General features: G+C 60.4%; 22 protein-coding genes. 15 read left to right on the top strand and 7 right to left on the bottom strand.

Going from position 1 to position 21983, the window contains the following annotated elements:
• Window positions 1–54 precede the first annotated feature (54 nt).
• The 5 genes from pstC to ACF6ZU_RS24090 all read left to right on the top strand — a co-directional run bounded on the left by pstC (window position 55) and on the right by ACF6ZU_RS24090 (window position 4178).
• A complete protein-coding gene (gene pstC / locus ACF6ZU_RS24110; protein WP_392887668.1) occupies window positions 55–1020 on the top strand; it encodes a phosphate ABC transporter permease subunit PstC in 966 nt (321 codons plus the stop codon).
• The gene (gene pstA, locus ACF6ZU_RS24105) at window positions 1020–1913 is read left to right on the top strand and encodes a phosphate ABC transporter permease PstA (protein ID WP_392887665.1); all 894 of its coding nucleotides are present in this window, start codon (window positions 1020–1022) and stop codon (window positions 1911–1913) included. Before pstC ends, pstA begins: the two co-directional genes overlap by 1 nt.
• 74 nt (window positions 1914–1987) lie before the next feature.
• Window positions 1988–2749, top strand: coding sequence for a phosphate ABC transporter ATP-binding protein PstB (pstB, locus tag ACF6ZU_RS24100; RefSeq protein WP_218232072.1), 762 nt, complete (start codon window positions 1988–1990; stop codon window positions 2747–2749).
• 98 nt (window positions 2750–2847) lie between these two features.
• Window positions 2848–3549: a hypothetical protein gene (locus tag ACF6ZU_RS24095; RefSeq protein WP_392887663.1), complete on the top strand. Its 702-nt coding sequence runs from the start codon at window positions 2848–2850 to the stop codon at window positions 3547–3549.
• Window positions 3550–3629: 80 nt separating this feature from the next.
• Entirely contained in the window at window positions 3630–4178 is a 549-nt protein-coding gene (locus ACF6ZU_RS24090) for a hypothetical protein (protein ID WP_392893900.1), read from the top strand.
• Window positions 4179–4277: 99 nt separating this feature from the next.
• Here the strand turns inward: ACF6ZU_RS24090 and ACF6ZU_RS24085 are convergent, their stop codons facing one another.
• The 3 genes from ACF6ZU_RS24085 to ACF6ZU_RS24075 form a co-directional block, all read right to left on the bottom strand.
• Entirely contained in the window at window positions 4278–4874 is a 597-nt protein-coding gene (locus tag ACF6ZU_RS24085; protein ID WP_392887662.1) for a DJ-1/PfpI family protein, read from the bottom strand.
• A 111-nt stretch (window positions 4875–4985) separates the two neighbouring features.
• On the bottom strand, window positions 4986–6695 hold the full coding sequence (locus tag ACF6ZU_RS24080) for a phospholipase D-like domain-containing protein (protein WP_392887659.1): 1710 nt from the start codon (window positions 6693–6695) through the stop codon (window positions 4986–4988).
• A gap of 142 nt (window positions 6696–6837) precedes the next feature.
• A complete protein-coding gene (locus ACF6ZU_RS24075) occupies window positions 6838–8502 on the bottom strand; it encodes a SulP family inorganic anion transporter (protein ID WP_392893898.1) in 1665 nt (554 codons plus the stop codon).
• A gap of 385 nt (window positions 8503–8887) precedes the next feature.
• Between ACF6ZU_RS24075 and napE the strand changes: the two genes are divergently transcribed.
• From napE to ACF6ZU_RS24050, 5 genes are read left to right on the top strand one after another with little or no spacing between them, the layout of a single operon-like run.
• The gene (napE, locus tag ACF6ZU_RS24070) at window positions 8888–9055 is read left to right on the top strand and encodes a periplasmic nitrate reductase, NapE protein (RefSeq protein WP_392887658.1); all 168 of its coding nucleotides are present in this window, start codon (window positions 8888–8890) and stop codon (window positions 9053–9055) included.
• Window positions 9056–9088: 33 nt separating this feature from the next.
• The gene (locus tag ACF6ZU_RS24065) at window positions 9089–9349 is read left to right on the top strand and encodes a chaperone NapD (RefSeq protein WP_392887656.1); all 261 of its coding nucleotides are present in this window, start codon (window positions 9089–9091) and stop codon (window positions 9347–9349) included.
• A complete protein-coding gene (napA, locus tag ACF6ZU_RS24060) occupies window positions 9346–11850 on the top strand; it encodes a nitrate reductase catalytic subunit NapA (protein WP_392887654.1) in 2505 nt (834 codons plus the stop codon). Before ACF6ZU_RS24065 ends, napA begins: the two co-directional genes overlap by 4 nt.
• Before the next feature lie 11 nt (window positions 11851–11861).
• The gene (locus ACF6ZU_RS24055) at window positions 11862–12347 is read left to right on the top strand and encodes a nitrate reductase cytochrome c-type subunit (RefSeq protein ID WP_392887652.1); all 486 of its coding nucleotides are present in this window, start codon (window positions 11862–11864) and stop codon (window positions 12345–12347) included.
• A gap of 9 nt (window positions 12348–12356) precedes the next feature.
• Window positions 12357–12953 (top strand): cytochrome c3 family protein, encoded by a 597-nt coding sequence (locus tag ACF6ZU_RS24050; protein WP_392887651.1) that lies wholly within the window; start codon window positions 12357–12359, stop codon window positions 12951–12953.
• 4 nt (window positions 12954–12957) lie between these two features.
• Here the strand turns inward: ACF6ZU_RS24050 and ACF6ZU_RS24045 are convergent, their stop codons facing one another.
• Together ACF6ZU_RS24045 and ACF6ZU_RS24040 are read right to left on the bottom strand one after the other, a co-directional pair.
• Window positions 12958–13848 (bottom strand): serine hydrolase domain-containing protein, encoded by an 891-nt coding sequence (locus ACF6ZU_RS24045; RefSeq protein ID WP_392887649.1) that lies wholly within the window; start codon window positions 13846–13848, stop codon window positions 12958–12960.
• 32 nt (window positions 13849–13880) lie between these two features.
• Window positions 13881–14795 (bottom strand): LysR substrate-binding domain-containing protein, encoded by a 915-nt coding sequence (locus ACF6ZU_RS24040; protein WP_392887648.1) that lies wholly within the window; start codon window positions 14793–14795, stop codon window positions 13881–13883.
• A 199-nt stretch (window positions 14796–14994) separates the two neighbouring features.
• On the opposite strand from ACF6ZU_RS24040, the gene ACF6ZU_RS24035 reads away from it, so the two are divergent.
• From ACF6ZU_RS24035 to ACF6ZU_RS24020, 4 genes are all read left to right on the top strand, one after another.
• A complete protein-coding gene (locus ACF6ZU_RS24035; protein ID WP_392887646.1) occupies window positions 14995–15744 on the top strand; it encodes an SDR family NAD(P)-dependent oxidoreductase in 750 nt (249 codons plus the stop codon).
• A 98-nt stretch (window positions 15745–15842) separates the two neighbouring features.
• On the top strand, window positions 15843–17141 hold the full coding sequence (locus ACF6ZU_RS24030) for an MFS transporter (protein WP_392887644.1): 1299 nt from the start codon (window positions 15843–15845) through the stop codon (window positions 17139–17141).
• Window positions 17142–17158: 17 nt separating this feature from the next.
• Entirely contained in the window at window positions 17159–18007 is an 849-nt protein-coding gene (locus tag ACF6ZU_RS24025; protein ID WP_392887642.1) for a transketolase, read from the top strand.
• A complete protein-coding gene (locus ACF6ZU_RS24020; RefSeq protein WP_392887640.1) occupies window positions 18004–19026 on the top strand; it encodes a transketolase family protein in 1023 nt (340 codons plus the stop codon). Before ACF6ZU_RS24025 ends, ACF6ZU_RS24020 begins: the two co-directional genes overlap by 4 nt.
• A 79-nt stretch (window positions 19027–19105) precedes the next feature.
• On the opposite strand, the gene ACF6ZU_RS24015 is transcribed toward ACF6ZU_RS24020, so the two are convergent.
• The gene (locus ACF6ZU_RS24015; RefSeq protein WP_392887638.1) at window positions 19106–19648 is read right to left on the bottom strand and encodes an ester cyclase; all 543 of its coding nucleotides are present in this window, start codon (window positions 19646–19648) and stop codon (window positions 19106–19108) included.
• A complete protein-coding gene (locus ACF6ZU_RS24010; protein ID WP_392887636.1) occupies window positions 19639–20751 on the bottom strand; it encodes an alkene reductase in 1113 nt (370 codons plus the stop codon). The genes ACF6ZU_RS24015 and ACF6ZU_RS24010 overlap by 10 nt, the downstream gene beginning before the upstream one ends.
• Window positions 20752–20858: 107 nt before the next feature.
• On the opposite strand from ACF6ZU_RS24010, the gene ACF6ZU_RS24005 reads away from it, so the two are divergent.
• The gene (locus ACF6ZU_RS24005; protein WP_392887633.1) at window positions 20859–21773 is read left to right on the top strand and encodes a LysR family transcriptional regulator; all 915 of its coding nucleotides are present in this window, start codon (window positions 20859–20861) and stop codon (window positions 21771–21773) included.
• Window positions 21774–21983 lie beyond the last annotated feature (210 nt).

Genomic DNA, 21983 nt, shown 5'->3' with positions numbered 1-21983 from the left:
TCGGTGTGTGCTTCCAGCCGCGCCGAAGAGCTCTCCCCTACGCCGGAATAGCCCATGAACAAGCCATTTGTCGTACCGGTTAATCCGGACTCCGCTTGCCGTCCGCCCTCTACCAAGGATTTCCTGGTTGACCGCACCTTCCGCGCAGTTGCGCGCATTGGTGTGGTTCTCGTTCTGGCGCTGGTCTTTGCCTTGGTGTTCGAGGTAGGACGCAAGGCTGTGCCAGGTATGGAGAAGCACGGTCTGGACGTCCTTTTGGGCACCGTGTGGGACGTGAACCAGGGCAAATACGGCATTCTGCCGGCCATTTGGGGCACGCTCTACAGCGCCTTCATCGCCTTGGTGATCGCCGGATTTTTCGGCGTCAGCATGGCAATTTTCCTGACCCAGGATTTCCTCCCCGCGAAACTCGCGGCCGTTTTTCGCACCATCGTCGAATTGCTCGCCGCCATCCCCAGCGTCGTTTATGGCCTGTGGGGCATCTACGTGGTGATCCCGGCCATTCGCCCCCTCACGGATTGGCTGAACAGTGAACTGGGCTGGATCCCCTTTTTCGGCACCACCTTGAGTGGACCGGGGCTGCTACCCGCCGCGCTGGTATTGGCCATCATGATTCTGCCGACCATTGCCGCCGTTTCCCAGGATGCGCTCACCGGCGTTCCGATGAAAACCAAGCAAGCGGCCTATGGCATGGGGACCACCCACTGGGAAGCGATTCTCAAGGTCATGGTGCCCTCCGCCGCCACCGGCATTTTTGGCTCGCTGGTGTTGGGTCTGGGCCGGGCCCTGGGTGAAACGATGGCCCTTGCCATGCTGGTAGGCAACTCGAACAACATTTCCCTTTCGCTGTTCGCCCCCGCCAACACTCTCGCGGCTTTGCTGGCGCTGAACTTCCCCGAAGCGGGACCGACCGAGATCGAAGTGTTGATGTATGCCGCACTGGTCCTGATGCTGATCACCCTGATCGTGAACATCATCGGCTCCATGATCATGGTCTATGCCCAGCGTGGTACTAAATGATGACTGACCTCACTTCACCTACGGCCGCAATGCCAAGTCTGCAGCGCCGGTTCGAAGGCCGTGCCCTGCGCAGCCTGGTGCTGACGACGCTGGTCTGGGCGGGCGCCCTGGTGGCCAGCGTGCCGCTGATTTCCGTGCTTTACATGCTGATCACCCGTGGCGGTGCCCGCCTCAGCCTGGAGGTGTTCACCGAACTGCCACCGACTGGCTTCGAGACGGGCGGCGGCTTCGGCAACGCCATGGCAGGTACCTTCGTCATGGTCGGTATCGCGGCGGCCATCGCAGTTCCGATCGGCATCATGGCGGCGATCTTCCTGGCTGAACTGGGGCCGGACAGCAAGCTGGCCAATGCCGCGCGCTTTGCCGCCAAGATGCTCACCGGGTTGCCTTCGATTCTGGCGGGGGTGTTTGCCTATGCCCTGGTGGTGATGACCACCGGTACCTACTCGGCACCGGCAGGTGGTGTGGCGCTGGCGGTACTGATGCTGCCCATCGTTGTGCTGACCGCTGAAGAGTCGATGAGGATGGTGCCCAAGATCATGAAGGATGCCGCCTATGGCATGGGCTGCACCCGCTCGCAGGTGATCTGGAAAATCGTACTGCCTACCGGCCTGCCGGCGATCCTGACCGGCGTGATGCTGGCGGTGGCCCGTGCAGCCGGCGAAACCGCGCCGTTGTTGTTCACTGCGCTGTTCAGTAACTACTGGATCTACCACGACGGCAGCCTGGCGGTGATGAATCCGACCGCATCGCTCGCCGTACTGATTTACAACTTCTCCGGCATGCCGTTCGACAATCAGCTTGAGCTCGCATGGGCGGCCTCGCTGGTGTTGGTGATGATCGTGCTGGTCGTGAATATCGTTAGCCGTATCTTCGGCAAGCCAAAGTTTTAAGAATGGGAGCACATAGTGTGAATGTATTATCTGCGCAAAAAGTCGCCCCGCTCGAGACCGCGGCACCCGTGGTCATGGACTGCAAGCTGGACAAGATTTTCTACGGCAACTTCATGGCGGTACGTGACAGCCATGTGCCGATCGAAAAAAACAAGATCACCGGGTTCATCGGTCCTTCCGGCTGCGGCAAGAGTACGGTGCTGCGCAGCCTCAACCGGATGAATGATCTGGTCAAAGGCTTCCGCTTCGAGGGTCATGTGCATTTCCTCGGCCAAGACGTCTATGGCAAGGGCGTTGATCCCGTGGTCGTGCGCCGCTACATCGGGATGGTGTTTCAACAGCCAAACCCGTTCTCGATGAGCATTTTCGATAACGTCGCGTTCGGCCTGCGCCTCAATCGCTACCAGGGCGACCTGGGCGACCGCGTCAAGCACGCCCTGCAAGGCGCGGCGTTGTGGGATGAGGTCAAGGACAAGCTCAAGGTCAGCGGTCTGTCCCTTTCGGGCGGCCAGCAGCAACGGCTGTGTATCGCCCGCGCCATCGCGACCGAGCCGGAAGTGCTGTTGCTGGATGAGCCCTGCTCCGCACTCGATCCGATTGCCACCCGCCGGGTCGAGGAATTGATGGTCGAGCTGAAGAAGGATTACACCATCGCGCTGGTCACTCACAACATGCAGCAGGCGATCCGTGTCGCGGACACCACGGCATTTTTCTCGGTGGATATTTCCCAGGGCACGCGTACTGGCTATCTCGTTGAGATGGGCCCTACCGCCCAGATTTTCGACAATCCCCGCGAACAAATGACCAGCGATTACATCAGCGGCAAATTCAGCTGATCGACAAACGTCCGGTCTAGACCGAAAGCAGCCAATGGCAAACGCCACTGGCCTGCCTTCGGTCTTTTTACCTCTCACACTTCCAATCAGGATTGCCCATGTCTGCAAAGCGTCGTCTTGACTTGCCAGCGATCGAACGTGCACTGCGAAAGGTGCAAGGTCGCTTCGCGGAACTCAGCAGGCACTTTACCGAGCAGCGTGATCCGTTGACCGACGAAGTGCTGCGCAATGTGGTTGAGGGCTACGCACTGATTGACGAGTACGTCGCCCGTGGCGTCGACCTGTTCGATCTTCAGCAACTGAACCTGATGCTGGAAATCAACGCCACCGTTCTCTGCGGGCGGGACCCGGCACGCCGTGAGGAATACGCTCAGCACCTCGCGGCGACCGAAGAACACTTCTTCAACAACGTCGAAGGCGGGATAAAGGACTTGTACAACTGGTACTGCGCGTATCGCAGCGAATCCGTCTGGAAGCGCGCGGCCGGTGTCTATGTACGAATCCTCAGCAAGCCGCAATTGTTCCTGGAAGGCAACAACCGCACCGGATCGCTGCTCGTCAGTTACTTGCTCATGCGCGCGGGGCTGCCGCCGTTCGTGCTGACGCTGGACAACGCCGAGGGTTACTTCAACCCGTCATCCGTCATCCGCAACTCCGCCAAGCATGGCGTCAAGGCGCTCTACGAATTGCCCAAGATCAAGAAAAAATATGCCGCCTTCCTGGAAGAACAAGCCCCCGATCCAAAGGAATTCTTTGTGAGCGACAAACCCGTGCCCGTCTATCTGGGGGGCCAACGATGAAAACCAATCCGATGCTCGACAGATGCCGGGGTTCCAGCGCTCGAGCATGGCAAGCCATCAAGCGTTCCGTGCCGACGGAAATGTTCAGGCGCCAACGCCTGCGTATTTCGTTCGATATCGATGACACCCTGGCCTGTCAGGCCCATCACTGCGCCGTCGAGCACAGCAGGCTGCCCGACTTCGTTCATCGCTGGCTGGGCGAGCCGTTGCGCAAGGGCACACGCGACCTGACCCGGGAACTACGACGCCAGGGATGCAGCATCTGGGTCTACACCTCGTCCGGCCGGACACCGTCTTACATCAGGCGCTGGTTGTTACTGCACGGCATCCACGTCGACGGTGTGGTCAACAGCGTTCGGCACAACCATGCCCTGACAGCGCGCGGACTGACGAACGCCCCCTCAAAACTTCCAACCGCATTCGATATCGACTTGCATGTCGATGATTCCGAGGGCGTGCAGATCGAAGGCCAGGATCACGGTTTTCGCGTCGTGGTCGTACGCCCGGATGATGAGCGCTGGGCGCAGAGAGTTTTGCAGGCAGCCACTGAAGTCCGGGCACAACTGGCCCGTCAGCAACCGCTCAGGTACACAATGCCGGCGCAACGCGCGGAAGCTTTTTCCTCCTGAATGTCGTTGAGTCAGTTGGATTCCGCCGACACTGTCAAGAGATCAACCTGCGATTCACGCATCTTCACTGAGCTGCCGAGACAGGCCGGATTGCCCGACTTAAAGAAACGGCGAAATGTTCTCCATCGCACGCGTTATGTACACGTCCTTCTCCCCCACCGGGGCAACGTAGTGAAGCGCATTGCGTGCAGCCTCCGCACCCGCTAGACGCGCGATGAACCAGGCGGCCAGGTACTGCGACGACAGGCAGCCCCCGGCGGTTGCGACATTGCCCTTGGCCACGAACGGCTGATTGAGCACCGCCACACCGGCCTCTTCAACCCATGGCCTGGTGATCAGATCCGTGCACGCCGGAACGTCGTCCAGCAGGCCGAGCTTTGCAAGGATGAGCGTGCCCGAGCACTGGGCGCCCAAGAGCTGGCGAGCCGGGTCGAGTTTCAGGCGAGACATCAGTGTCTCGTCCGCGACAACGTCCCGAGTCAATCGCCCGCTACCCACCAGCACCGCATCCGCACCGCAGGCGTCCTCCAACGACACCTGCGCCTCAATCTTCAGGCCGTTCATCGACACCACCGTGTCTGTGGGGCTGGCGATAGACACTCGCCAACCCGGTGTTTGAACCCGGTTGAGGATGCCGAACGCAATGAGCGAATCGAGTTCGTTGAACCCTTCGAAAGTAAGGATGGCGATGTGCATGGTGCGCCTCGGGCCAGGAAAGTCGTGAGGCCCCATCCTAAAATCGAACAGCCAATACATTCAAAAAATTGTAATGGATACATTCAGCCAGTGGCTTCGCGGCTATTTGGACTACTGCACGAACAGTTTGCGATCTCGCTCCTTGTAGTGCCCTTCAATGTAGTAGGAGGCAAACCAGGGTTGCCCTCCATCAGTTGGCGGTTTAGCCAGGAAAATTGGACCTGAAACTTCGCCACTTTTTATTTTCACTCGAAAGTGGAAGTGATCGAACAGACGAAGGGCTTCAATGGCATACGCAATGGCAATTTTCCGATCCTCGATACGAATCAAATGATCACCATTATCAAGCTCACCGCCGGCAGCCAAGTTGGAGGAGCCGGTGAACACCGTGGGTTTTTTGCCGTTGAAATCCGTTACGACGAATTTATGGTGAACCATGTTGGAGCGCTCTGTCGTATCACCATTCCACTCCGACTTGAACGGCTCAGGGGCCTTTTCAGCCAGGTAGGAGAACGGCAGAAGTCCAATGCTGCCGTCAGGTTTTGTCACGGATAGCCCGCTTGTGCGCTGTGCGACACCGTAAGAGAACAGCGGGCGATGCATGAGCGCCTCAAGCTCTTGACGTACGACCCCAGTCAGTTGGTTCAGAAACACGATCGAGTACAGGACGGAGCTATCGGCTTCTGCGATGGCCTTGGCGACCGGACCGAGGGAAAGACTGTTATCCGTATGTGGGGAAAAGCACACAGACACTTTGGATTCCGGTTCATTGCGAACCTCCCACCATTGTTTCGATAACGGGCTCTTTTTGAATTTCTTGGGATCAGTCCAGTAAGCATCGAATACTTCGGCAAATTTTTCGGCGACGATGCGGTCTTCGAACAGCAGGGCATTGTTTGCCTGGATGTAGAGCCCACGCAGTGCGAAGTTGGTAGAGCCTGCCAAGACCTTGACTGCAGAACCATCCCGCTTGCGGACGATCAGGACCTTATTGTGCTGTTGCCGGCCGAAGTGCATGCGCTGCACCTGTGCCCCGCTTTCCTTGAGACGCTGGGCACTGATGGATTCGCAAGAGTCATCCTCCCCTTGTTCATCATGATCATCTATAACGACTCGCAGGCGATCTTTAAGTCGCTCCAATCGTTGAAGGATGTCCGGCTCTTTGCACTCGTAAACCAACGCGTCGAGGGTAAGCGTCTGATCACTTTCAACCTCTTGGAGCAGGTCCAGGATCAACCGTCGGGCCTCAAAACCCAGCCATTTATAGTGTTCCTCAAATGGCGCCATATTGTGGCTGAGGCTACTTTTGGCTGGCGACCCATGCGGCGGAAGAATCTTTGTGTTGTTCTTGAAACGGGCAGTATTGGCGTAGGCCTGAGAGCTTGCGAAGCCCCGGGTGAAACCTACGTTCACAAAGCCATCTATCGTTTGCGGCGCGAGAGAAATCTTACCCGTCACCTGTGGCCCATTTTCACTCAACTTCCCATCTGCTGACATGTAGCGGGCTGTCACCCGGTACTCGAAGTCTCCCTCTGGGGTGTCGGAGGGCACATGTATCCATCGAAATTTCTGAAACGGTGCCTCGGTAGACTTGAACGTCCGTTCTGCCTGGCTGGTGGGTGGATATGTAAAATGCAGCCGATTGCGAAGCGCTCCCCATGTCGATGAGCCTGGGTACCGCACCTCGATTGTGAAGCCGACAAAATCGGGGGTTGCCTTAATCGGAGCCAGATCGAAGGCGAGAAGTGCTGCACCCTCGCCGCGGTACAGCTTTAACGTCAGGCCATTTGAAGTGTTTTTACTTTCATAGGTAGAAGTCATCTCGCACTAACCTCTGAGTCCGTTCGACGATTAGGTTTAGCACAGTTTTGGCAGCACAAAGCCAGTCAACGTGATCGCCCCTGTTCCCTAAGCACCCTCCCGGTTCATTGCCTGGTCGCATTGGTCTTTAGAGGGCAAACGATCACGGCGTCCAGTCAACGCCGTGTTCATCCAGATAGGCATCAACAGCCGCCCCCACCGTCGGATGGAAGATGTCATTGCCGGTCTGTTCCAGGACGCCCAGGCGAAGCAGTTTGTCCTTCACCGGGTCCTTCATTTCGGCGAAGCGCAATTCGATGCCCGCGGCGCGCAATGCCTGATCGAGTTCAATCAGCATGTCCGCCGAGGTGACGTCCACGCTGGTGACCGGTTCTGCCGTGACCACCACCCTGCGTACCGGCGTGGGTGATTGGCCGAGCGCTTCCTGGATGCAGTTCTGGAAGAACTCGGCGTTGGCAAAGAACAAGGGCGCATCCCAACGGAACAGCACCAGGCCAGGTACAAGGCGAGCGTGCGGGTAGCGGCTGATGTCGTGGTAGCCACGAATCCCGTCGACACGACCGAGCACCGCGTAATGCGGACGCCAGCCGTCCCAGAGAAACTCGATCACCGCCACCACCACCGCAAGGCCGATGCCCGGCACCGCACCGAGAACGGCCACGCCGACGAAACAGGTGATCGACAGCCAAAACTCCCAGCGCTGGATGCGATAGATGCGTTTGAGGTCCTTGAACTCGAACAGGCCGATGGCGGCAGCGATGACCACTGCGGCCAGCGCACTGCTGGGGAGGTGCATGAGCAGATTGGGGGTCAGCAGCAGGAGCAAGGTCACACCCAGCGCGCCGAAAACGCCGGTGAGTTGCGTTTTGGAACCGGCCGCTTCGGCGACGGGCGTGCGCGACGAACTGCTGCTGATGGGGAAGCCCTGGAACAGACCTGTTGCGAAGTTGGCGACGCCCAGCCCCATCATTTCCTGATTGGGATCGACCTGGCTGCGGGTCTTGGCCGCGTAGGTTCGGGACAGCACGCTGGTGTCGGCAAAAGAAACCAGTGCCACGGCACATCCGCCTACCACGACAGTGACCAGGTCCCCCGCTTGCAACCAGGGCACAACAAATCCCGGCAGCCCCTGAGGCAACGAGCCCAGCACCTTGAGCCCGTGGTTGGCGGCCAGATCGAGGCTACCCGCGACCACAGTCGCGGCCACCACGGCAATGAGAATCCCGGGCAAACGCTCGAAGCGTTTAAGCAACAGGATGGCCACCAGCGTAGCGGCGCCGACGGCGAAGGCGCTCCAGTTGGCCTGGCCGTCCAGCAGCGCCCTTCCAAGATTAATGACGTCCCTTAGCGGGCCGGCGCTGTCGACCTTGATGTCGAACAACTTGGGCGTCTGACTGATCAGCACGGTCAGAGCAATGCCGTTCATGTAACCGTAACGAATGGGTTTGGACAGCAGTTCAGTGACGAAACCCAGGCGAAACAGCCCGGCGCAGAAGCACACCAGCCCTGAAACCAGCGCCATCGCACTGGCCAGGGTAATGGCGCGCATCGGGTCGCCGCCCGATAGCGGCAGCACGACGGCGAGAATGATCGCGGCCAGCGCGGAATCGGGACCGAGCACGAGGATCCGGCTGGGGCCGAACAGCGCATAGGCAAGCAACGGCACGATGGTGGCGTAAAGACCGTAGATGCCGGGCACGCCCGAAGCCTGCGCGTAGGCGATGCCGACCGGGACCAGCATGGTCGTCAGTACCAGCCCGGCGACCAAATCTTTTGGCAGCCAGCCGAGCTGGTATTCCCGCAGCATCCGCACACCCGGCAGCCAGCGCTGCCAGCCGTGTTGGGCTGAGGCGGGTTGACGCGGCGGGTGGCCTGTTTCCCTGGACCGGATATCGTTCATGGGTCCTACCTGCGCGTGGGTGGATTCAGGAAAGCGTGATGTCTGGCGTGAAAAAACAGGTGAAGCCGAGGACACCACGAGCAACTAATGCTGGATGCGCTGGAGAGTGTCGATGCTGCGCCTTGGGTGATGATTTTAACCAGCGCGCAACTAAGCATAGTTCAGCCATTCTTTTCGGTATGAGGCGCGGAAGCGGGTATGAGGTTAGCCACTGGTCGAGAAAAACTCAGCGCAGAAGTCCTCCCCTGAACGAGTGATCTAGTATCAACGCAAGTTTCGACAGGAGATCTTCATGTCGTTATCTGAAGAACAAAAACCACAGCGCCGCAAGGAAGCCCGGCTCTTCGTGTTTCTTGTCGTCTGCCTTTTTCCGCTGCTGTCGGTCGCGATAGTGGGCGGCTACGGCTTCCTCATCTGGTTTTTCCAAATGCTCTACGGCCCGCCCGGGCCACCTAACTGATAGTTCTCTTACAGAGTCTGTTGGAGTCAGCGCATGGACGAAGCTCTGCATATAGCCAGCCTGGTGGTACTTGCCCGACCTGAACTATTCGACGCCGTCAAAGCCAACTTGCGTCTATTGGACGGCCTGGAACTGCATCACGAAAGTGCCGCCGGAAAACTGGTGGTCGTGCTTGAGGCCAGCCACGAAGACCAGATCCTGCAACGTATCGAGCAAATCAACAACTTGCCGGGTGTGCTCAACGCCGCGTTGATCTATCACGAACTACTTGAGCCCACAGGAGACACCGAATGAGCATGTCCCGCCGAGAGTTCGTCAAGGCTCAGGCCGCGGCCATCGCAGCCGCCGCTGCGGGCCTGCCGATTGCCACGTCCGCCAGCAACCTGATTACCGAAGCGGACATGGTCACCCTGGACTGGAACAAGGCGCCCTGCCGTTTCTGCGGCACCGGGTGCAGCGTGATGGTCGCGACCCGCGACAACCGGGTGGTCGCCACCCATGGCGACATCAAGGCCGAGGTCAATCGCGGACTCAACTGCGTGAAGGGCTATTTTCTCTCCAAGATCATGTATGGCATCGACCGCCTGACCCAGCCACTGCTGCGCATGACCAACGGCCAGTTCGACAAACAGGGCGAGTTCCAGCCGATCAGCTGGGACCAGGCCTTCGATATCATGGAAGAAAAATACAAGCAGGCCCTGAAGAACAAAGGCCCGGAATCCATCGGCATGTTCGGTTCCGGGCAATGGACGGTGTGGGAAGGTTACGCGGCCAACAAATTGATGAAAGCCGGTTTCCGCAGCAACAACATCGACCCCAATGCCCGCCATTGCATGGCCTCGGCGGTGATGGGTTTCATGCGCACTTTTGGCGCGGATGAACCGATGGGCTGCTACGACGACATCGAAGCCACCGACGCCTTTGTGCTGTGGGGCTCGAACATGGCGGAGATGCACCCGATCCTGTGGAGCCGGGTCACCGACCGACGCCTGAGCCAGCCGCACGTGAAAGTCGCCGTGCTGTCGACCTTCGAGCATCGCAGCTTCGAACTGGCCGATATTCCCATGGTATTCAAGCCGCAATCCGACCTGCTGATCCTCAATTACATCGCCAACCACATCATTGAAAACGGTGCGGTCGACAAGGACTTCATCAGCAAGCACACGCGCTTCGCCAAAGGCGCCGATGACATCGGCTACGGCTTGCGTCCTGATGATCCCCGGGAAAAACGGGCGAAGAATGCCGACAAGGCCAATACCTGGACCGACATGTCCTTCGAGCAGTTCGCCGCGTTCGTCAAACCCTACACCCTGGAACGTACCGCGAAAGAATCCGGCGTCGCCCCGGAACGCCTCAAGGCCCTGGCTGAACTTTATGCGGACCCCAAACGCAAGGTCGTGTCGTTCTGGACCATGGGTTTCAACCAGCACACACGCGGGGTGTGGGCCAACAACCTGATCTATAACATCCACCTGCTCACCGGCAAGATCAGCGAGCCGGGCAACAGCCCCTTCTCGTTGACCGGCCAGCCGTCGGCCTGTGGCACTGCACGGGAGGTCGGCACCTTCTCCCACCGCCTGCCCGCCGACATGGTGGTGACCAACCCCAAGCACCGCGCCACCGCCGAACAGATCTGGAAACTGCCGGCCGGCACCATTCAGGAGAAAGTCGGTTTTCACGCGGTGCAACAGAGCCGCATGCTCAAGGACGGCGTCCTCAACGTGTATTGGACCCAGGCCAGCAACAACATGCACGCGGGGCCGAACATCATGCAGGAAGTCCTGCCTGGCTGGCGCAACCCGGAAAACTTCGTGATCGTCTCGGACGTCTACCCCACCGTTTCCGCCCAGGCGGCCGACCTGATCCTGCCCAGCGCCATGTGGGTGGAAAAGGAAGGCGCCTACGGCAACGCCGAACGTCGCACGCAATTCTGGCATCAATTGGTCAGCGCACCGGGAGACGCCAAATCGGACTTGTGGCAGCTGATGGAGTTTTCCAAACGCTTCACCACCGACGAAACCTGGCCCGCCGAGTTACTGGCGAAAGCGCCGCACTACAAAGGCAAAACCCTGTTCGAAGTGCTGTTCAAGAACGGTCAGGTCGACCAGTTTCCCGTCGAGCAAATCGAGGCCGGCTACAAGAACGACGAAGCCAAGGCCTTTGGTTTCTATGTGCAAAAAGGCTTGTTCGAAGAGTACGCCCAGTTCGGGCGTGGCCACGGCCATGACCTGGCGACCTTCGACCGCTACCACAGCGAGCGTGGCCTGCGCTGGCCGGTGGTCGACGGCAAGGAGACCCGCTGGCGTTACCGCGAGGGCCTCGACCCTTACGTCGAGGCCGGTAGCGAAGTGCAGTTCTATGGCTACCCGGACAAGAAGGCGATCATCTTCGCCCTGCCCTACGAGCCACCGGCCGAGATCCCGGATGCTGACTACCCGTTCTGGCTGAGCACCGGCCGGGTCCTCGAACACTGGCACACGGGCAGCATGACCCAGCGAGTCGAGGAGTTGTACAAAGCGGTGCCGGACGCCCTGGTGTACATGCATCCGGAAGACGCCAGGGCCTTGAAGGCACGGCGTGGCAGTGAAGTGAAGCTGATCAGCCGCCGCGGCGAAATCCGCGCGCGCATCGAAACCCGTGGGCGCAACAAACCACCCCGCGGCCTGGTGTTCGTACCGTTTTTCGATGCCAACAAGTTGATCAACAAGGTCACGCTCGACGCCACCGACCCGATCTCCAAGCAGACCGACTACAAGAAATGCGCCATCCGCATCGAGTTGATCAGCGCGGCTTGAGGAGAACCGTCATGACTTTTCGAATCCTGCCCCTGGTCCTGCTTGCCACAATCGGCGCAGTGCTGGCCGCCGAGGTCGATTACCCGCTGGATGCGTCCGGCCCCGACGGTCGCCGCCCCGGCGGCACCCTCACCCAGAGCATGCCCGCGCCACCGATTGCCAACGATGAAAACAAGGACCTGAAGCGCGAGCGCAACTACCCTGACCAGCCGCCGACCATTCCCCACAGCATTCGCGGCTACCAGATCGACAAGAACGGCAACAAATGCCTGACGTGCCACAGCCGGGCCAACAGCGCGCGCACCCAGGCGACGATGATCAGCATCACCCACTACATGGACCGTGACGGTCAGCCACTGGCGGCGGTCTCACCCCGGCGCTACTTCTGCACCCAGTGCCACGTGCCGCAAAAAGAGGTACTGCCGCTGGTGGGCAACACCTTTGAAACCATCGACAAAATCCTGCAAGACGATGCCAACGCCGCGCAAAAACCTTGAGGAGGCGCCATGAAAGCACTGTTCGCCCTGCTTAAGGATTACTGGGGCATCCTCCGTCGACCCAGCGTCTACTTCAGCCTGGGGTTTCTGACCCTGGGCGGCTTTATCGCCGGGATCATTTTCTGGGGCGGTTTCAACACGGCGCTGGAGCTGACCAACACCGAGAAATTCTGTATTTCCTGCCACGAGATGCGCGACAACGTTTATGTCGAGTTGCAGGACACCATTCACTACACCAACCGTTCCGGCGTGCGCGCCAGTTGCCCGGACTGCCACGTCCCCCACGAATGGACGCACAAGATCGCGCGCAAGATGCAGGCATCGAAGGAAGTCTGGGGCAAGCTGTTCGGCACCATCGACACCCGCGACAAATTCCTCACCTTGCGCCGTGAACTGGCGGAACATGAATGGGCCAGGCTCAAGGCCAACGACTCGCGCGAATGTCGCAACTGCCACAACTTCGAGTTCATGGACTTTACCCGTCAGGGCAAACGCGCGGCGGCCATGCACTCCACCGCACTGGCCAATGGCGAGGCCACTTGCATCGACTGCCACAAGGGCATTGCGCACAAATTGCCCGACATGAGTGGCGTGAAAGGCTGGTGAGACCTCAGCGCGAGGCTTCCAGCCCCTCACGTATTTGCTCGACCACGCGCGTTTCGACATCGCCCTCATTTGCCCCCGGCGTAAAAACCGCACAACACGCCGTGGCGTCACCCAGGGCTGCGCGGTAAACCGCCACCGTACTTCCCGGCCCACCGCCAGTGTGTCCCGCCAGCATCAGGCCGCCTTCGACAGGGCCCCGCATCAGACCCAGCGCATATCCCGGCGACACCCACGGACGTCCGGCCATTCGGCCACCCAAGACCCGTGTCGCCTGCATGTCTTGGAGCAGGCTAGCGGGCAAAAGCGTTCCGCTGAACAGACGATCCAGCAGCAGCGCGGCGTCTGAAACGGAACCGATCAGCAATCCGTGATAGACCCACGCGGGGTCGTAATTCTGCGAGCCGCCGAGGTGCTCGCCGTGAAGGTCCGTGCGCGCCGTGGCGAAACGCGCGGTCGCGATGCCGAGCGGAACAAAGACCTGGCGTCTGACGGCTTGTCCAAGGGGCAGGTCTGTAGCCCGTTCGATCAGCTCGGCTACCCACATGTAGCCAACGTTCGAGTAGCGCCAGCCCTCTCCGGGGTTGTACCGAAGCCGGTGGCCATCCAGGCGCCGCATCATTTCATCCGGCGACCATGCCTGTTCATGATTGGCAACGGCGTCGTGGTATTCGGGAAGCTCGCCATAATCCGCGAGACCGGCCTCATGCCGCAGCAGCTGGCGCAAGGTAAAAGCCTTTTCAGGAAGCCGGGCATCCAGATCGAGCCGCCCGTCTCGCACCAGCGTCAGGGCGGTCGCGGCCAACACTGTTTTGGTAAAACTCCACCATGGCACGACGGGGTCGAATGACCCCGAAGGCGTTAGTGATTGGCCGTTGGCGATGACTGAAATCAGCATTGAGCCCTCAAGTCCTTGTGGCGAAACCGGGATCAGTAGTTGAAGTCATGCCCCAACTCCTTCTGCATCCACTCGAGGAATCTTCTCACGCGAGGGAAGTTCGCATGGGCTCTCGGGAAAACCAGATGGTGTGCCGTGATGGGTGCACTCAACTCCGGCGCAACCTCGACCAGCGCTCCACGCGCCAGATAGTCCTGCGCAAGCAGCGTGCTTTCCAGGGCAAAACCAAGCCCGTGGCTGGCGGCCTCCAGCGTCATGTAGGACCGGTCAAAACTCAATGTGTAAGGCTTCTCAGGGCGCGACAAACCATGTTGCGCAAACAACTGCGGCCATTTGATCAGCGTCGCCTCCGACAGAATCAGATTGCAGTCCAGTAGATCCGCGACTGCCCGGATGGGGCGTTTCTCCAGGAGTTTGGGCGACGCCATGACCGCAATTTTCTCATTGCGCACCGTCCGCACTTCGAAACTGGGCCAGTTGGGCATGCCGTGGCGAATGTCCACATCAATCTTGTCGCGACTGAAATGCAGCGATTCGTAGGAGCACGACAGGTTGAGCTGGATGTCGGGATGGCCCTGGCGAAACTGTTCGAGGCGCGGCATCAGCCACAGCAGGCCGAAACTGGGGGATGAATGCAGCCGCAGGCAATCGAGGCTGACATCGCTGGTCGCGCGTTCGGTGGCCACCGCCAGGCTGTGCAGGATGCCGGACACCTCCGTGAGGTATTGCTCGCCCACCGGTGTCAATGTCACCCCTCTGGCCGTTCTGAGGAACAGCTGCCGCCCGATCATCGCTTCCAGTTTGGCCAATTGGTGACTGACCGCCGAGGGTGTCAGGTCTAGCAGTTCGGCGGCGCGAGCAACGTTGCCGAAGCGTGCCGTCTGCTCAAAGGCCTGAATGGCTTTCAGGGGTGGAAGGATCGGAGGTACATCGCCAGGTGAACTCATGATTTTTGTTATTCCGCTGCAAGTGGCTTGGGCCGGGCGTGCAGCCATTCAAACACCGGAAGAGACCCTTGGCGAGTGCTGAATTTTTTTCAGCATCCAGTGAAGTTCGCGTTATTGCTCAGGGTCCGGGTGAAGCACAAGCTGAGTCATCGGTTCTTTGTGGATCGACCATAAAAACAATCATCCGAGGTACTCTTCCATGCTTCTTCAAGGCAAAGTCGCGATCATCACCGGTGCAGCTTCGGCTCGTGGCATTGGCCGCGCTACGGCGACCACCTTTGCGCAACAGGGCGCACGTGTGGTGATTCTCGATCTGGACGAATCCGCCGCTCGCGATGCCGCTGCCTCCCTGGGCGAAGGCCATCTCGGTCTGGCCGCCAACGTCGCTGACGAATCTCAGGTCCGGCAGGCGGTCGCGAAAATCATCGAGCACTTCGGCCGCATCGACATCCTCGTCAACAACGCCGGCATCACCCAACCCCTCAAGACGCTCGACATCCGCCCTTCCGATTACGACAAGGTGCTGGACGTCAGCCTGCGCGGCACCCTGCTCATGTCCCAGGCGGTGATTCCGATCATGCGCCAGCAGTCCGGCGGCAGCATCGTGTGCATGTCGTCGGTCTCCGCACAACGCGGCGGCGGCATCTTCGGCGGCCCGCATTACAGCGCCGCCAAGGCGGGCGTGCTGGGCCTGGCCAAAGCCATGGCCCGTGAACTGGGGCCGGACAAGGTGCGCGTCAACTCAATAGCCCCTGGCCTGATTCACACCGACATCACCGGCGGTCTGATGCAGGACGAGCGCCGCCACGCGATCATCGACGGCATCCCGTTGGGTCGCCTGGGCGAGGCGCAGGATGTGGCCAATGCGGCGCTATTCCTGGCCAGCGACCTATCCTCTTACCTGACCGGCATCACCCTGGATGTGAACGGCGGCATGCTGATTCACTGACACCACCTGGCGGGCCTCGCGGCCCGTGCGGTTCTGGATCGACGATGCAGCCAGGCCTGATGGCCTGGCGGTCAATAAAAACAAGAGATCAGACCATCATGACAACCCTGTCGCTCGAAGCGGTTTCGACCGTGCGTTCCAACGCCTACCGTAAAACCGCATGGCGCCTGATGCCGTTCCTGATGCTGTGCTACCTGTGCGCCTACCTCGATCGCGTCAACGTCGGCTTTGCCAAGCTGCAAATGATGAACGATCTGGCGCTCAGCGAAACGGTCTACGGACTGGGCGCGGGCATGTTCTTCATCGGCTACTTCCTCTGCGAGGTGCCCAGCAACATCATCCTCCACAGGGTCGGTGCACGTGTGTGGATCGCCCGCATCATGATCACCTGGGGCATCGTCTCAGCCCTGTTCGCCTTCGTCGAAACCGCCTGGCAGTTCTATGCCCTGCGCTTTCTGCTCGGCGTTGCCGAAGCAGGTCTGGCGCCGGGACTGTTGCTCTACCTGACCTACTGGTTTCCGTCTTACCGGCGTGCGCGCATGACTGTTTTGTGGTTCATCGCCATTCCGCTGTCGGGCATGGTCGGTGGCCCGCTTTCCGGCTGGATCATGAATCACTTCGCCGGGATGCACGGCTGGGCCGGCTGGCAATGGATGTTCGTGCTGGAGGCGGTACCTACGGTGGTGGTCGGGTTGCTGGTGCTGAGCTATCTCAAGGACGGTGTGCATCAGGCCAGTTGGCTGGATGACGAGGAGAAAGCACTGATCAGCCGCGAACTGGCCGAGGACGACCAGCAGAAAGTCACTCATGCCTCGGTAGGCGAATTCATCCGTGACCGGCGTCTGTGGTTGCTGGCCGGCATCTACTTCTGTGTGGTGATGGGTCAGTACGCAATCACCTTCTGGCTACCGACCCTGGTGCGTAACGCGGGGGTTTCCGATCCGCTGCACATCGGTTTCCTGTCCAGCCTGCCCTATCTCTGCGCGATTGTGGCCATGCTGTATGCCGGACGCAGCGGTGACAAACATCGTGAGCGTCGCTGGCACCTCATTGTGCCGATGATCGCGGGGGCTTTCGGCTTGAGCCTGGCGGCCCTGATGGGTGGAAATGTCCTGCTCTCGATTTTGAGTCTTTGCCTGGCCGCTTCCGGAATCCTGTCCGCGACGTCGATGTTCTGGATGTTGCCCACCACGCTGCTCGGTGGCGTCTCCGCCGCTGCCGGCATCGCGGCGGTCAACAGCTTCGCCAACCTCGCCGGCTTCTGTTCACCCTATCTGATCGGCTGGGTCACCACACAGACCGGTTCCAGCGCCATTGGCATGTATCTGATCACGGGCGTCCTGTTGTTCGGTGCCACGTTGGTACTGCGCATCCCCGCCGCCTCGGTCAATCGTTGATTCATTGGAGTTTCACCATGACTGCTCATTCTGCATTCACGTCATCCATGACGCTGGCGCAACGCGCCCACAACATTCGCCGCCACGCCTTGCGCATGGGCCAGGTTCAGGGGCAAGGCTACGTCGGCCAGGCCCTCGGCGCCGCCGACCTGCTGGCCGTGTCTTATTTCCATGCCCTGAGCTACCGGCCCGAAGACCCGGAATGGGAAGCCCGCGACCGCTTCTACCTGTCGATCGGTCACTACGCGATTGCCCTGTATGCGGCCCTGATCGAAGCCGAGATCATCCCGCTGGACGAATTGGAAACCTACGGCGCAGACGACAGCCGCCTACCGATGTCGGGCATGGCCGCCTACACACCGGGCATGGAGATCACTGGCGGTTCGCTGGGCCAGGGCCTGGGTATCGCCGTCGGTGCCTGCCTGGGTCTCAAGCGCAAAAACTCGCCTTCTTTCGTCTACAACTTGCTGTCGGACGGTGAATTGAATGAAGGCTCGACCTGGGAAGCCGTCATGTCGGCGTCGCACTGGAAGCTCGACAACCTGATCGCCATCGTCGACGTCAACAACCAGCAAGCCGACGGCTACTCCAGTGAAATCCTGTCGTTTGAACCCATCGTCGATCGCTGGCAAGCGTTTGGCTGGTTCACCCAGCGTGTCGACGGCAATGACCTGGAGGCATTGGTCACCGCGTTCGATGCTGCCCGCAATCATCCTGGCGCTCAGCCACGGGTGATCATCTGCGACACCAAGATGGGCAAAGGCGTGCCCTTCCTCGAAACCCGGGAGAAGACGCACTTCATCCGCGTGGAAGAACACGAATGGGACCTGGCACTGAACAATCTTGAAGAAGGAAAAACCCAATGAGCAACGCCGCCAACACGCCGACGTCGACTGCCGAACCGATCAAGAAACGCCTGACCACTTCGGCGATGATCGCCTCGATTGCCTCGGAAGGCCAAGCCACGAAATCCGCGCCTTTCGGCCATGCACTGGCTGCATTGGCGGATCAGCGCCAAGACATCGTCGGCCTGTCTGCCGACCTGTCCAAGTACACCGACCTGCACATCTTCGCCAAGGCCCATCCCGAACGTTTCTATCAAATGGGCATGGCCGAGCAGCTGCTGATGAGCGCCGCTGCCGGCATGGCCCGCGAAGGCTTCGTGCCGTTCGCCACCACCTACGCGGTGTTCGCGTCGCGTCGCGCCTATGACTTCATCTGCATGGCGATTGCCGAGGAAAACCTCAACGTCAAGATCGTCTGCGGCCTGCCTGGCCTCACCACCGGCTACGGCCCGAGCCACCAGGCCACGGACGACCTGGCGATCTTCCGCGCCATGCCCAACCTCATGATCGTCGACCCGTGCGATGCCTTGGAAATCGAACAGGCCGTACCCGCCATCGCCGCGCATCAGGGGCCGGTCTACATGCGCTTGCTGCGCGGGAATGTGCCTTTGGTGCTGGATGAATACGGCTACAAATTCGAAATCGGCAAAGCCAAGACCCTGCGCACCGGCAACGATGTGCTGATCATCTCCACCGGCCTGATGACCATGCGTGCACTGGAAGCGGCCAAGGCGCTTCAAGCGGACGGCGTCGATGTCGCCGTGCTGCACGTACCGACCATCAAACCCCTGGACGAACAGACCATTCTTGCCGAAGCGAGGAAGCCAGGCCGGCTGGTGGTCACCGCCGAGAACAGTTCGATCATCGGCGGTCTCGGCGAGGCCGTTGCCGGGGTGTTGCTGCGCAACGGGGTGACGCCAACCTTCAGGCAGATCGCCTTGCCCGATGCGTTCCTCGATGCCGGTGCTCTGCCGACACTTCACGACCGTTACGGCATTTCAACTCCAGCCGTTTGCGCGCAAATCAAAGCCTGGCTTTGACTGGAAAACACGGCACCTGGAAACAGGTGCCTTTGTGCTCGATACGACGGTCAGCCATCGCCCCCCAATGCGCTCGCGCTCAATGAGCAACCACGCCAATCTGCTGCAGGAACGTCAGGTTATCTTCCAGGTGCCAGTTTTCGGCAATCCTCCCATCAGCGATTCGGTAGATGTCGGTGGCGATGAAATTCACCGCCTGGCCCTGCCCTTTCACGCCGTTGAACGTACCGGTGAAGTGCCCGGTGAAGCGCAGATGCGACACTACCCGATCGCCACTGACGATCATCTGCCGGACTTCGCAATTCAGGTCCGGCACCGCCGCGTGAAATGCTTTCGATGCCGCCAGCGGTCCGGCCAGACCTTGGGCCCGGCCGGGCGGCAAGGCGCGGTCCATGAAGTCCGGCGCCAGTGCCTCGCGGGCCAAGTCGGGATTGCCGGTCGACCAGAATGTTGCGTAACGCCGTGCTGCCAGAGTCTGAGCCTGGACCTTTTCAGGTTGGGCGCCGGGATCGGCAATCAGCACTTTCGGGGTGACAAGCGCCGGTTCGGCGGCACTCGCACTCTGACCCAGGCCCGACACAGTGACAGCCGCGGCCAACAGGCCTGTGATCATCAGGCGCATTGGGTTTCTCCTTGGGTGATTGCCGGGTAATCGCTGTAGCCCTTATCCGTGCCGCCGAACAGCGTGGCGGGATCGAGCACGGCCAGTGGCAGGCCCTTCTCCAGTCGCAGCGGCAAATCGGGGTTGGCCACAAACGGTCTGCCGAAAGCCACGAGGTCTGCATAGCCTTTGCTGATGACCCACTCGGCGCGTGCACGGTCGTAGTTGCCGGCGACGATGATCGGGCGAGTGAAACGTTCGCGGATCGCCTGGCGGAATTCCTCGGTGAACACCGGCGCATCGTCCCAGTCCGCTTCGACCAGATGCAGGTAGCCGATGCCCTTGCCTTGCAGGTATTCGGCCGCTTCAAGGATGGTCGGGAGGATGTCCGGGCACGCCATGCCACGGGCGGTCAGGAACGGCGCCAGGCGGATGGCCGTGCGTTCGGCGCCGACTTCATCGCTGACCGCGTCGACCACTTCCTTGAGAAAACGCAGGCGGTTGCTGCGCGAGCCGCCGTATTCATCGGTGCGTGTGTTGGACGTGGTGCGCAGGAACTGATCCACCAGATAGCCATTGGCGCCATGGATCTCCACGCCATCAAAACCGGCGCGTATCGCCCGGCGGGCGGCCTGACGAAAGTCATCGACGATCTGCGCAATCTCGCTGCGGCTCAACGCCCGGGGTGTCGGGGAATCGAACATGCCGCCCAGCCCGGTGATCGGGTCCACTTTCCAGATTTGCCCTTCAAAGGGTTCGGCGGACGGCGCCACCGGCAGTTCACCCTGATGGAAGTCCGGATGGGACAAGCGCCCCACGTGCCACAGTTGCAGGAAGATTCGACCGCCCTCGGCATGCACCGCCTGGGTGATGCCCTGCCAGCCTTGCTCTTGCGCGTCACTGTAGATGCCGGGAGTGAAGGAGTAACCCTTGCCCTGCGGGGAAATCTGCGCCGCTTCCGTCACGATCAATGCCGCCGAGGCACGTTGTGCGTAGTACTGCGCGTTGAGGCTGTTGGGAATGTCGCCGGGCTGGCTGCTACGCGCTCGGGTCATGGGCGCCATCACCACACGGTGGGAGGCATTCAGGCCGGCGAAGGTAACGGGGGTAAACAAGGTTGTCATGATGTCAGTTCCTGGGCTGATGAGTGGATGGGCTCAGTCTGCAATCCGGGATCTGATTTGATAATTGGGCTAGTCTTTGATGGATTTTCAAAAATACTGGAAGAATGATGGATAACCTGGAAGCCATCCGCCTGTTTGTCGACGCCGCCCAACTGGGGGGGCTCTCTGCGGCAGGACGCAAGTTGGGCTTGTCGCCCGCCGCCGCCAGCGCCCGTTTGCTCAAGCTTGAGGCGTCGCTGGCCACTCGCTTGTTCGAACGCACCACCCGCCAGTTAAGGCTGACCGACGAGGGACGGATTTATCTGCAACATTGCCGTCAGGCATTGCAGGCGCTGGACGATGCGCGGGCGGCGCTGTCGGCGGAGAAGAAGGAAATTCGCGGGAAGATCCGCGTGTCCGCCACCTCGGACTTCGGCCGTCACGTGTTGAATCCCTGGTTCGATGAGTTCACGGCCCGCTACCCCCAGGTCGTGCCGGCGCTGCTGCTGTCCGACTCGCTGTCGCACTTGATCGCCGACGATGTCGACCTGGTGATCCGCTTCGGTGTACCGCCGGACAGCTCGTTGATCGCACGGCCACTGGCCGCCAATCGCCGCGTGCTGTGCGCCGCGCCGAGCTACCTGCAGCGCAAGGGCACGCCGGACCATCCGCAGCAGTTGGCCGAGTTCGATCACATTGTCGCCGGCCAGTCGGGGTGGTCCAGCGAATGGCGCCTGCATCGCGGGGAAGAAACGATGCTGTTCAAGGTGCCGCTGGAGGCTGCCCGCGAAACCAACGACGGCGCGCTGGCCCGGCAATGGGCGATCGACGGCCACGGCATCGTCCTCAAATCGATCTGGGACGTGAGCGCAGACCTCGCGGCCGGACGCTTGAGCCTGGTCCTGCCGGAATGGCAGTCGGTCGAAGCGCCCGTGCACGCGCTTTATCCCCGCAGCCGCTACCTGGCGCCACGGGTCCGGGCGCTGCTGGACTTCTTGAGCGAACGCTTCGAACAAGCCTCCCGCGAAATCGCCCCGGGCTAACCACACCCCTGTAGGAGCGAGCCTGCTCGCGATGAACCTGAGAGCGCCGCGTTTAACCAGTAAGCACGCGTAATCGTTGACGACCATCGCGAGCAGGCTCGCTCCCACAAAGGGTGGGTAAACGCCCCTGCACGCGCGTTACCCCCGCAGCCGCACGGGTAAGGGCATTGCCAATCAGATCACTGTGGGAGCGAGCCTGCTCGCGATGAA

Origin of the sequence: Pseudomonas migulae, assembly GCF_043225285.1 — a bacterium.
Classification (GTDB): Bacteria; Pseudomonadota; Gammaproteobacteria; order Pseudomonadales; family Pseudomonadaceae; genus Aquipseudomonas; species Aquipseudomonas migulae_C.
The sequence above is the reverse complement of the archived record's forward strand: the minus strand, read 5'-3'. Positions and strand labels throughout refer to the sequence as shown.

Excerpts from the sequence above, each read along its gene's own strand:
- pstC (WP_392887668.1), top strand. The coding sequence starts at position 55 with ATGAACAAGCCATTTGTCGTACCGGTTAATCCGGACTCCGCTTGCCGT.
- pstA (WP_392887665.1), top strand. The coding sequence starts at position 1,020 with ATGACTGACCTCACTTCACCTACGGCCGCAATGCCAAGTCTGCAGCGC.
- pstB (WP_218232072.1), top strand. The coding sequence starts at position 1,988 with ATGGACTGCAAGCTGGACAAGATTTTCTACGGCAACTTCATGGCGGTA.
- ACF6ZU_RS24095 (WP_392887663.1), top strand. The coding sequence starts at position 2,848 with ATGTCTGCAAAGCGTCGTCTTGACTTGCCAGCGATCGAACGTGCACTG.
- ACF6ZU_RS24090 (WP_392893900.1), top strand. The coding sequence starts at position 3,630 with ATGTTCAGGCGCCAACGCCTGCGTATTTCGTTCGATATCGATGACACC.
- ACF6ZU_RS24085 (WP_392887662.1), bottom strand. The coding sequence starts at position 4,874 with ATGCACATCGCCATCCTTACTTTCGAAGGGTTCAACGAACTCGATTCG.
- ACF6ZU_RS24080 (WP_392887659.1), bottom strand. The coding sequence starts at position 6,695 with ATGACTTCTACCTATGAAAGTAAAAACACTTCAAATGGCCTGACGTTA.
- ACF6ZU_RS24075 (WP_392893898.1), bottom strand. The coding sequence starts at position 8,502 with ATGCTGCGGGAATACCAGCTCGGCTGGCTGCCAAAAGATTTGGTCGCC.
- napE (WP_392887658.1), top strand. The coding sequence starts at position 8,888 with ATGTCGTTATCTGAAGAACAAAAACCACAGCGCCGCAAGGAAGCCCGG.
- ACF6ZU_RS24065 (WP_392887656.1), top strand. The coding sequence starts at position 9,089 with ATGGACGAAGCTCTGCATATAGCCAGCCTGGTGGTACTTGCCCGACCT.
- napA (WP_392887654.1), top strand. The coding sequence starts at position 9,346 with ATGAGCATGTCCCGCCGAGAGTTCGTCAAGGCTCAGGCCGCGGCCATC.
- ACF6ZU_RS24055 (WP_392887652.1), top strand. The coding sequence starts at position 11,862 with ATGACTTTTCGAATCCTGCCCCTGGTCCTGCTTGCCACAATCGGCGCA.
- ACF6ZU_RS24050 (WP_392887651.1), top strand. The coding sequence starts at position 12,357 with ATGAAAGCACTGTTCGCCCTGCTTAAGGATTACTGGGGCATCCTCCGT.
- ACF6ZU_RS24045 (WP_392887649.1), bottom strand. The coding sequence starts at position 13,848 with ATGCTGATTTCAGTCATCGCCAACGGCCAATCACTAACGCCTTCGGGG.
- ACF6ZU_RS24040 (WP_392887648.1), bottom strand. The coding sequence starts at position 14,795 with ATGAGTTCACCTGGCGATGTACCTCCGATCCTTCCACCCCTGAAAGCC.
- ACF6ZU_RS24035 (WP_392887646.1), top strand. The coding sequence starts at position 14,995 with ATGCTTCTTCAAGGCAAAGTCGCGATCATCACCGGTGCAGCTTCGGCT.
- ACF6ZU_RS24030 (WP_392887644.1), top strand. The coding sequence starts at position 15,843 with ATGACAACCCTGTCGCTCGAAGCGGTTTCGACCGTGCGTTCCAACGCC.
- ACF6ZU_RS24025 (WP_392887642.1), top strand. The coding sequence starts at position 17,159 with ATGACTGCTCATTCTGCATTCACGTCATCCATGACGCTGGCGCAACGC.
- ACF6ZU_RS24020 (WP_392887640.1), top strand. The coding sequence starts at position 18,004 with ATGAGCAACGCCGCCAACACGCCGACGTCGACTGCCGAACCGATCAAG.
- ACF6ZU_RS24015 (WP_392887638.1), bottom strand. The coding sequence starts at position 19,648 with ATGCGCCTGATGATCACAGGCCTGTTGGCCGCGGCTGTCACTGTGTCG.
- ACF6ZU_RS24010 (WP_392887636.1), bottom strand. The coding sequence starts at position 20,751 with ATGACAACCTTGTTTACCCCCGTTACCTTCGCCGGCCTGAATGCCTCC.
- ACF6ZU_RS24005 (WP_392887633.1), top strand. The coding sequence starts at position 20,859 with ATGGATAACCTGGAAGCCATCCGCCTGTTTGTCGACGCCGCCCAACTG.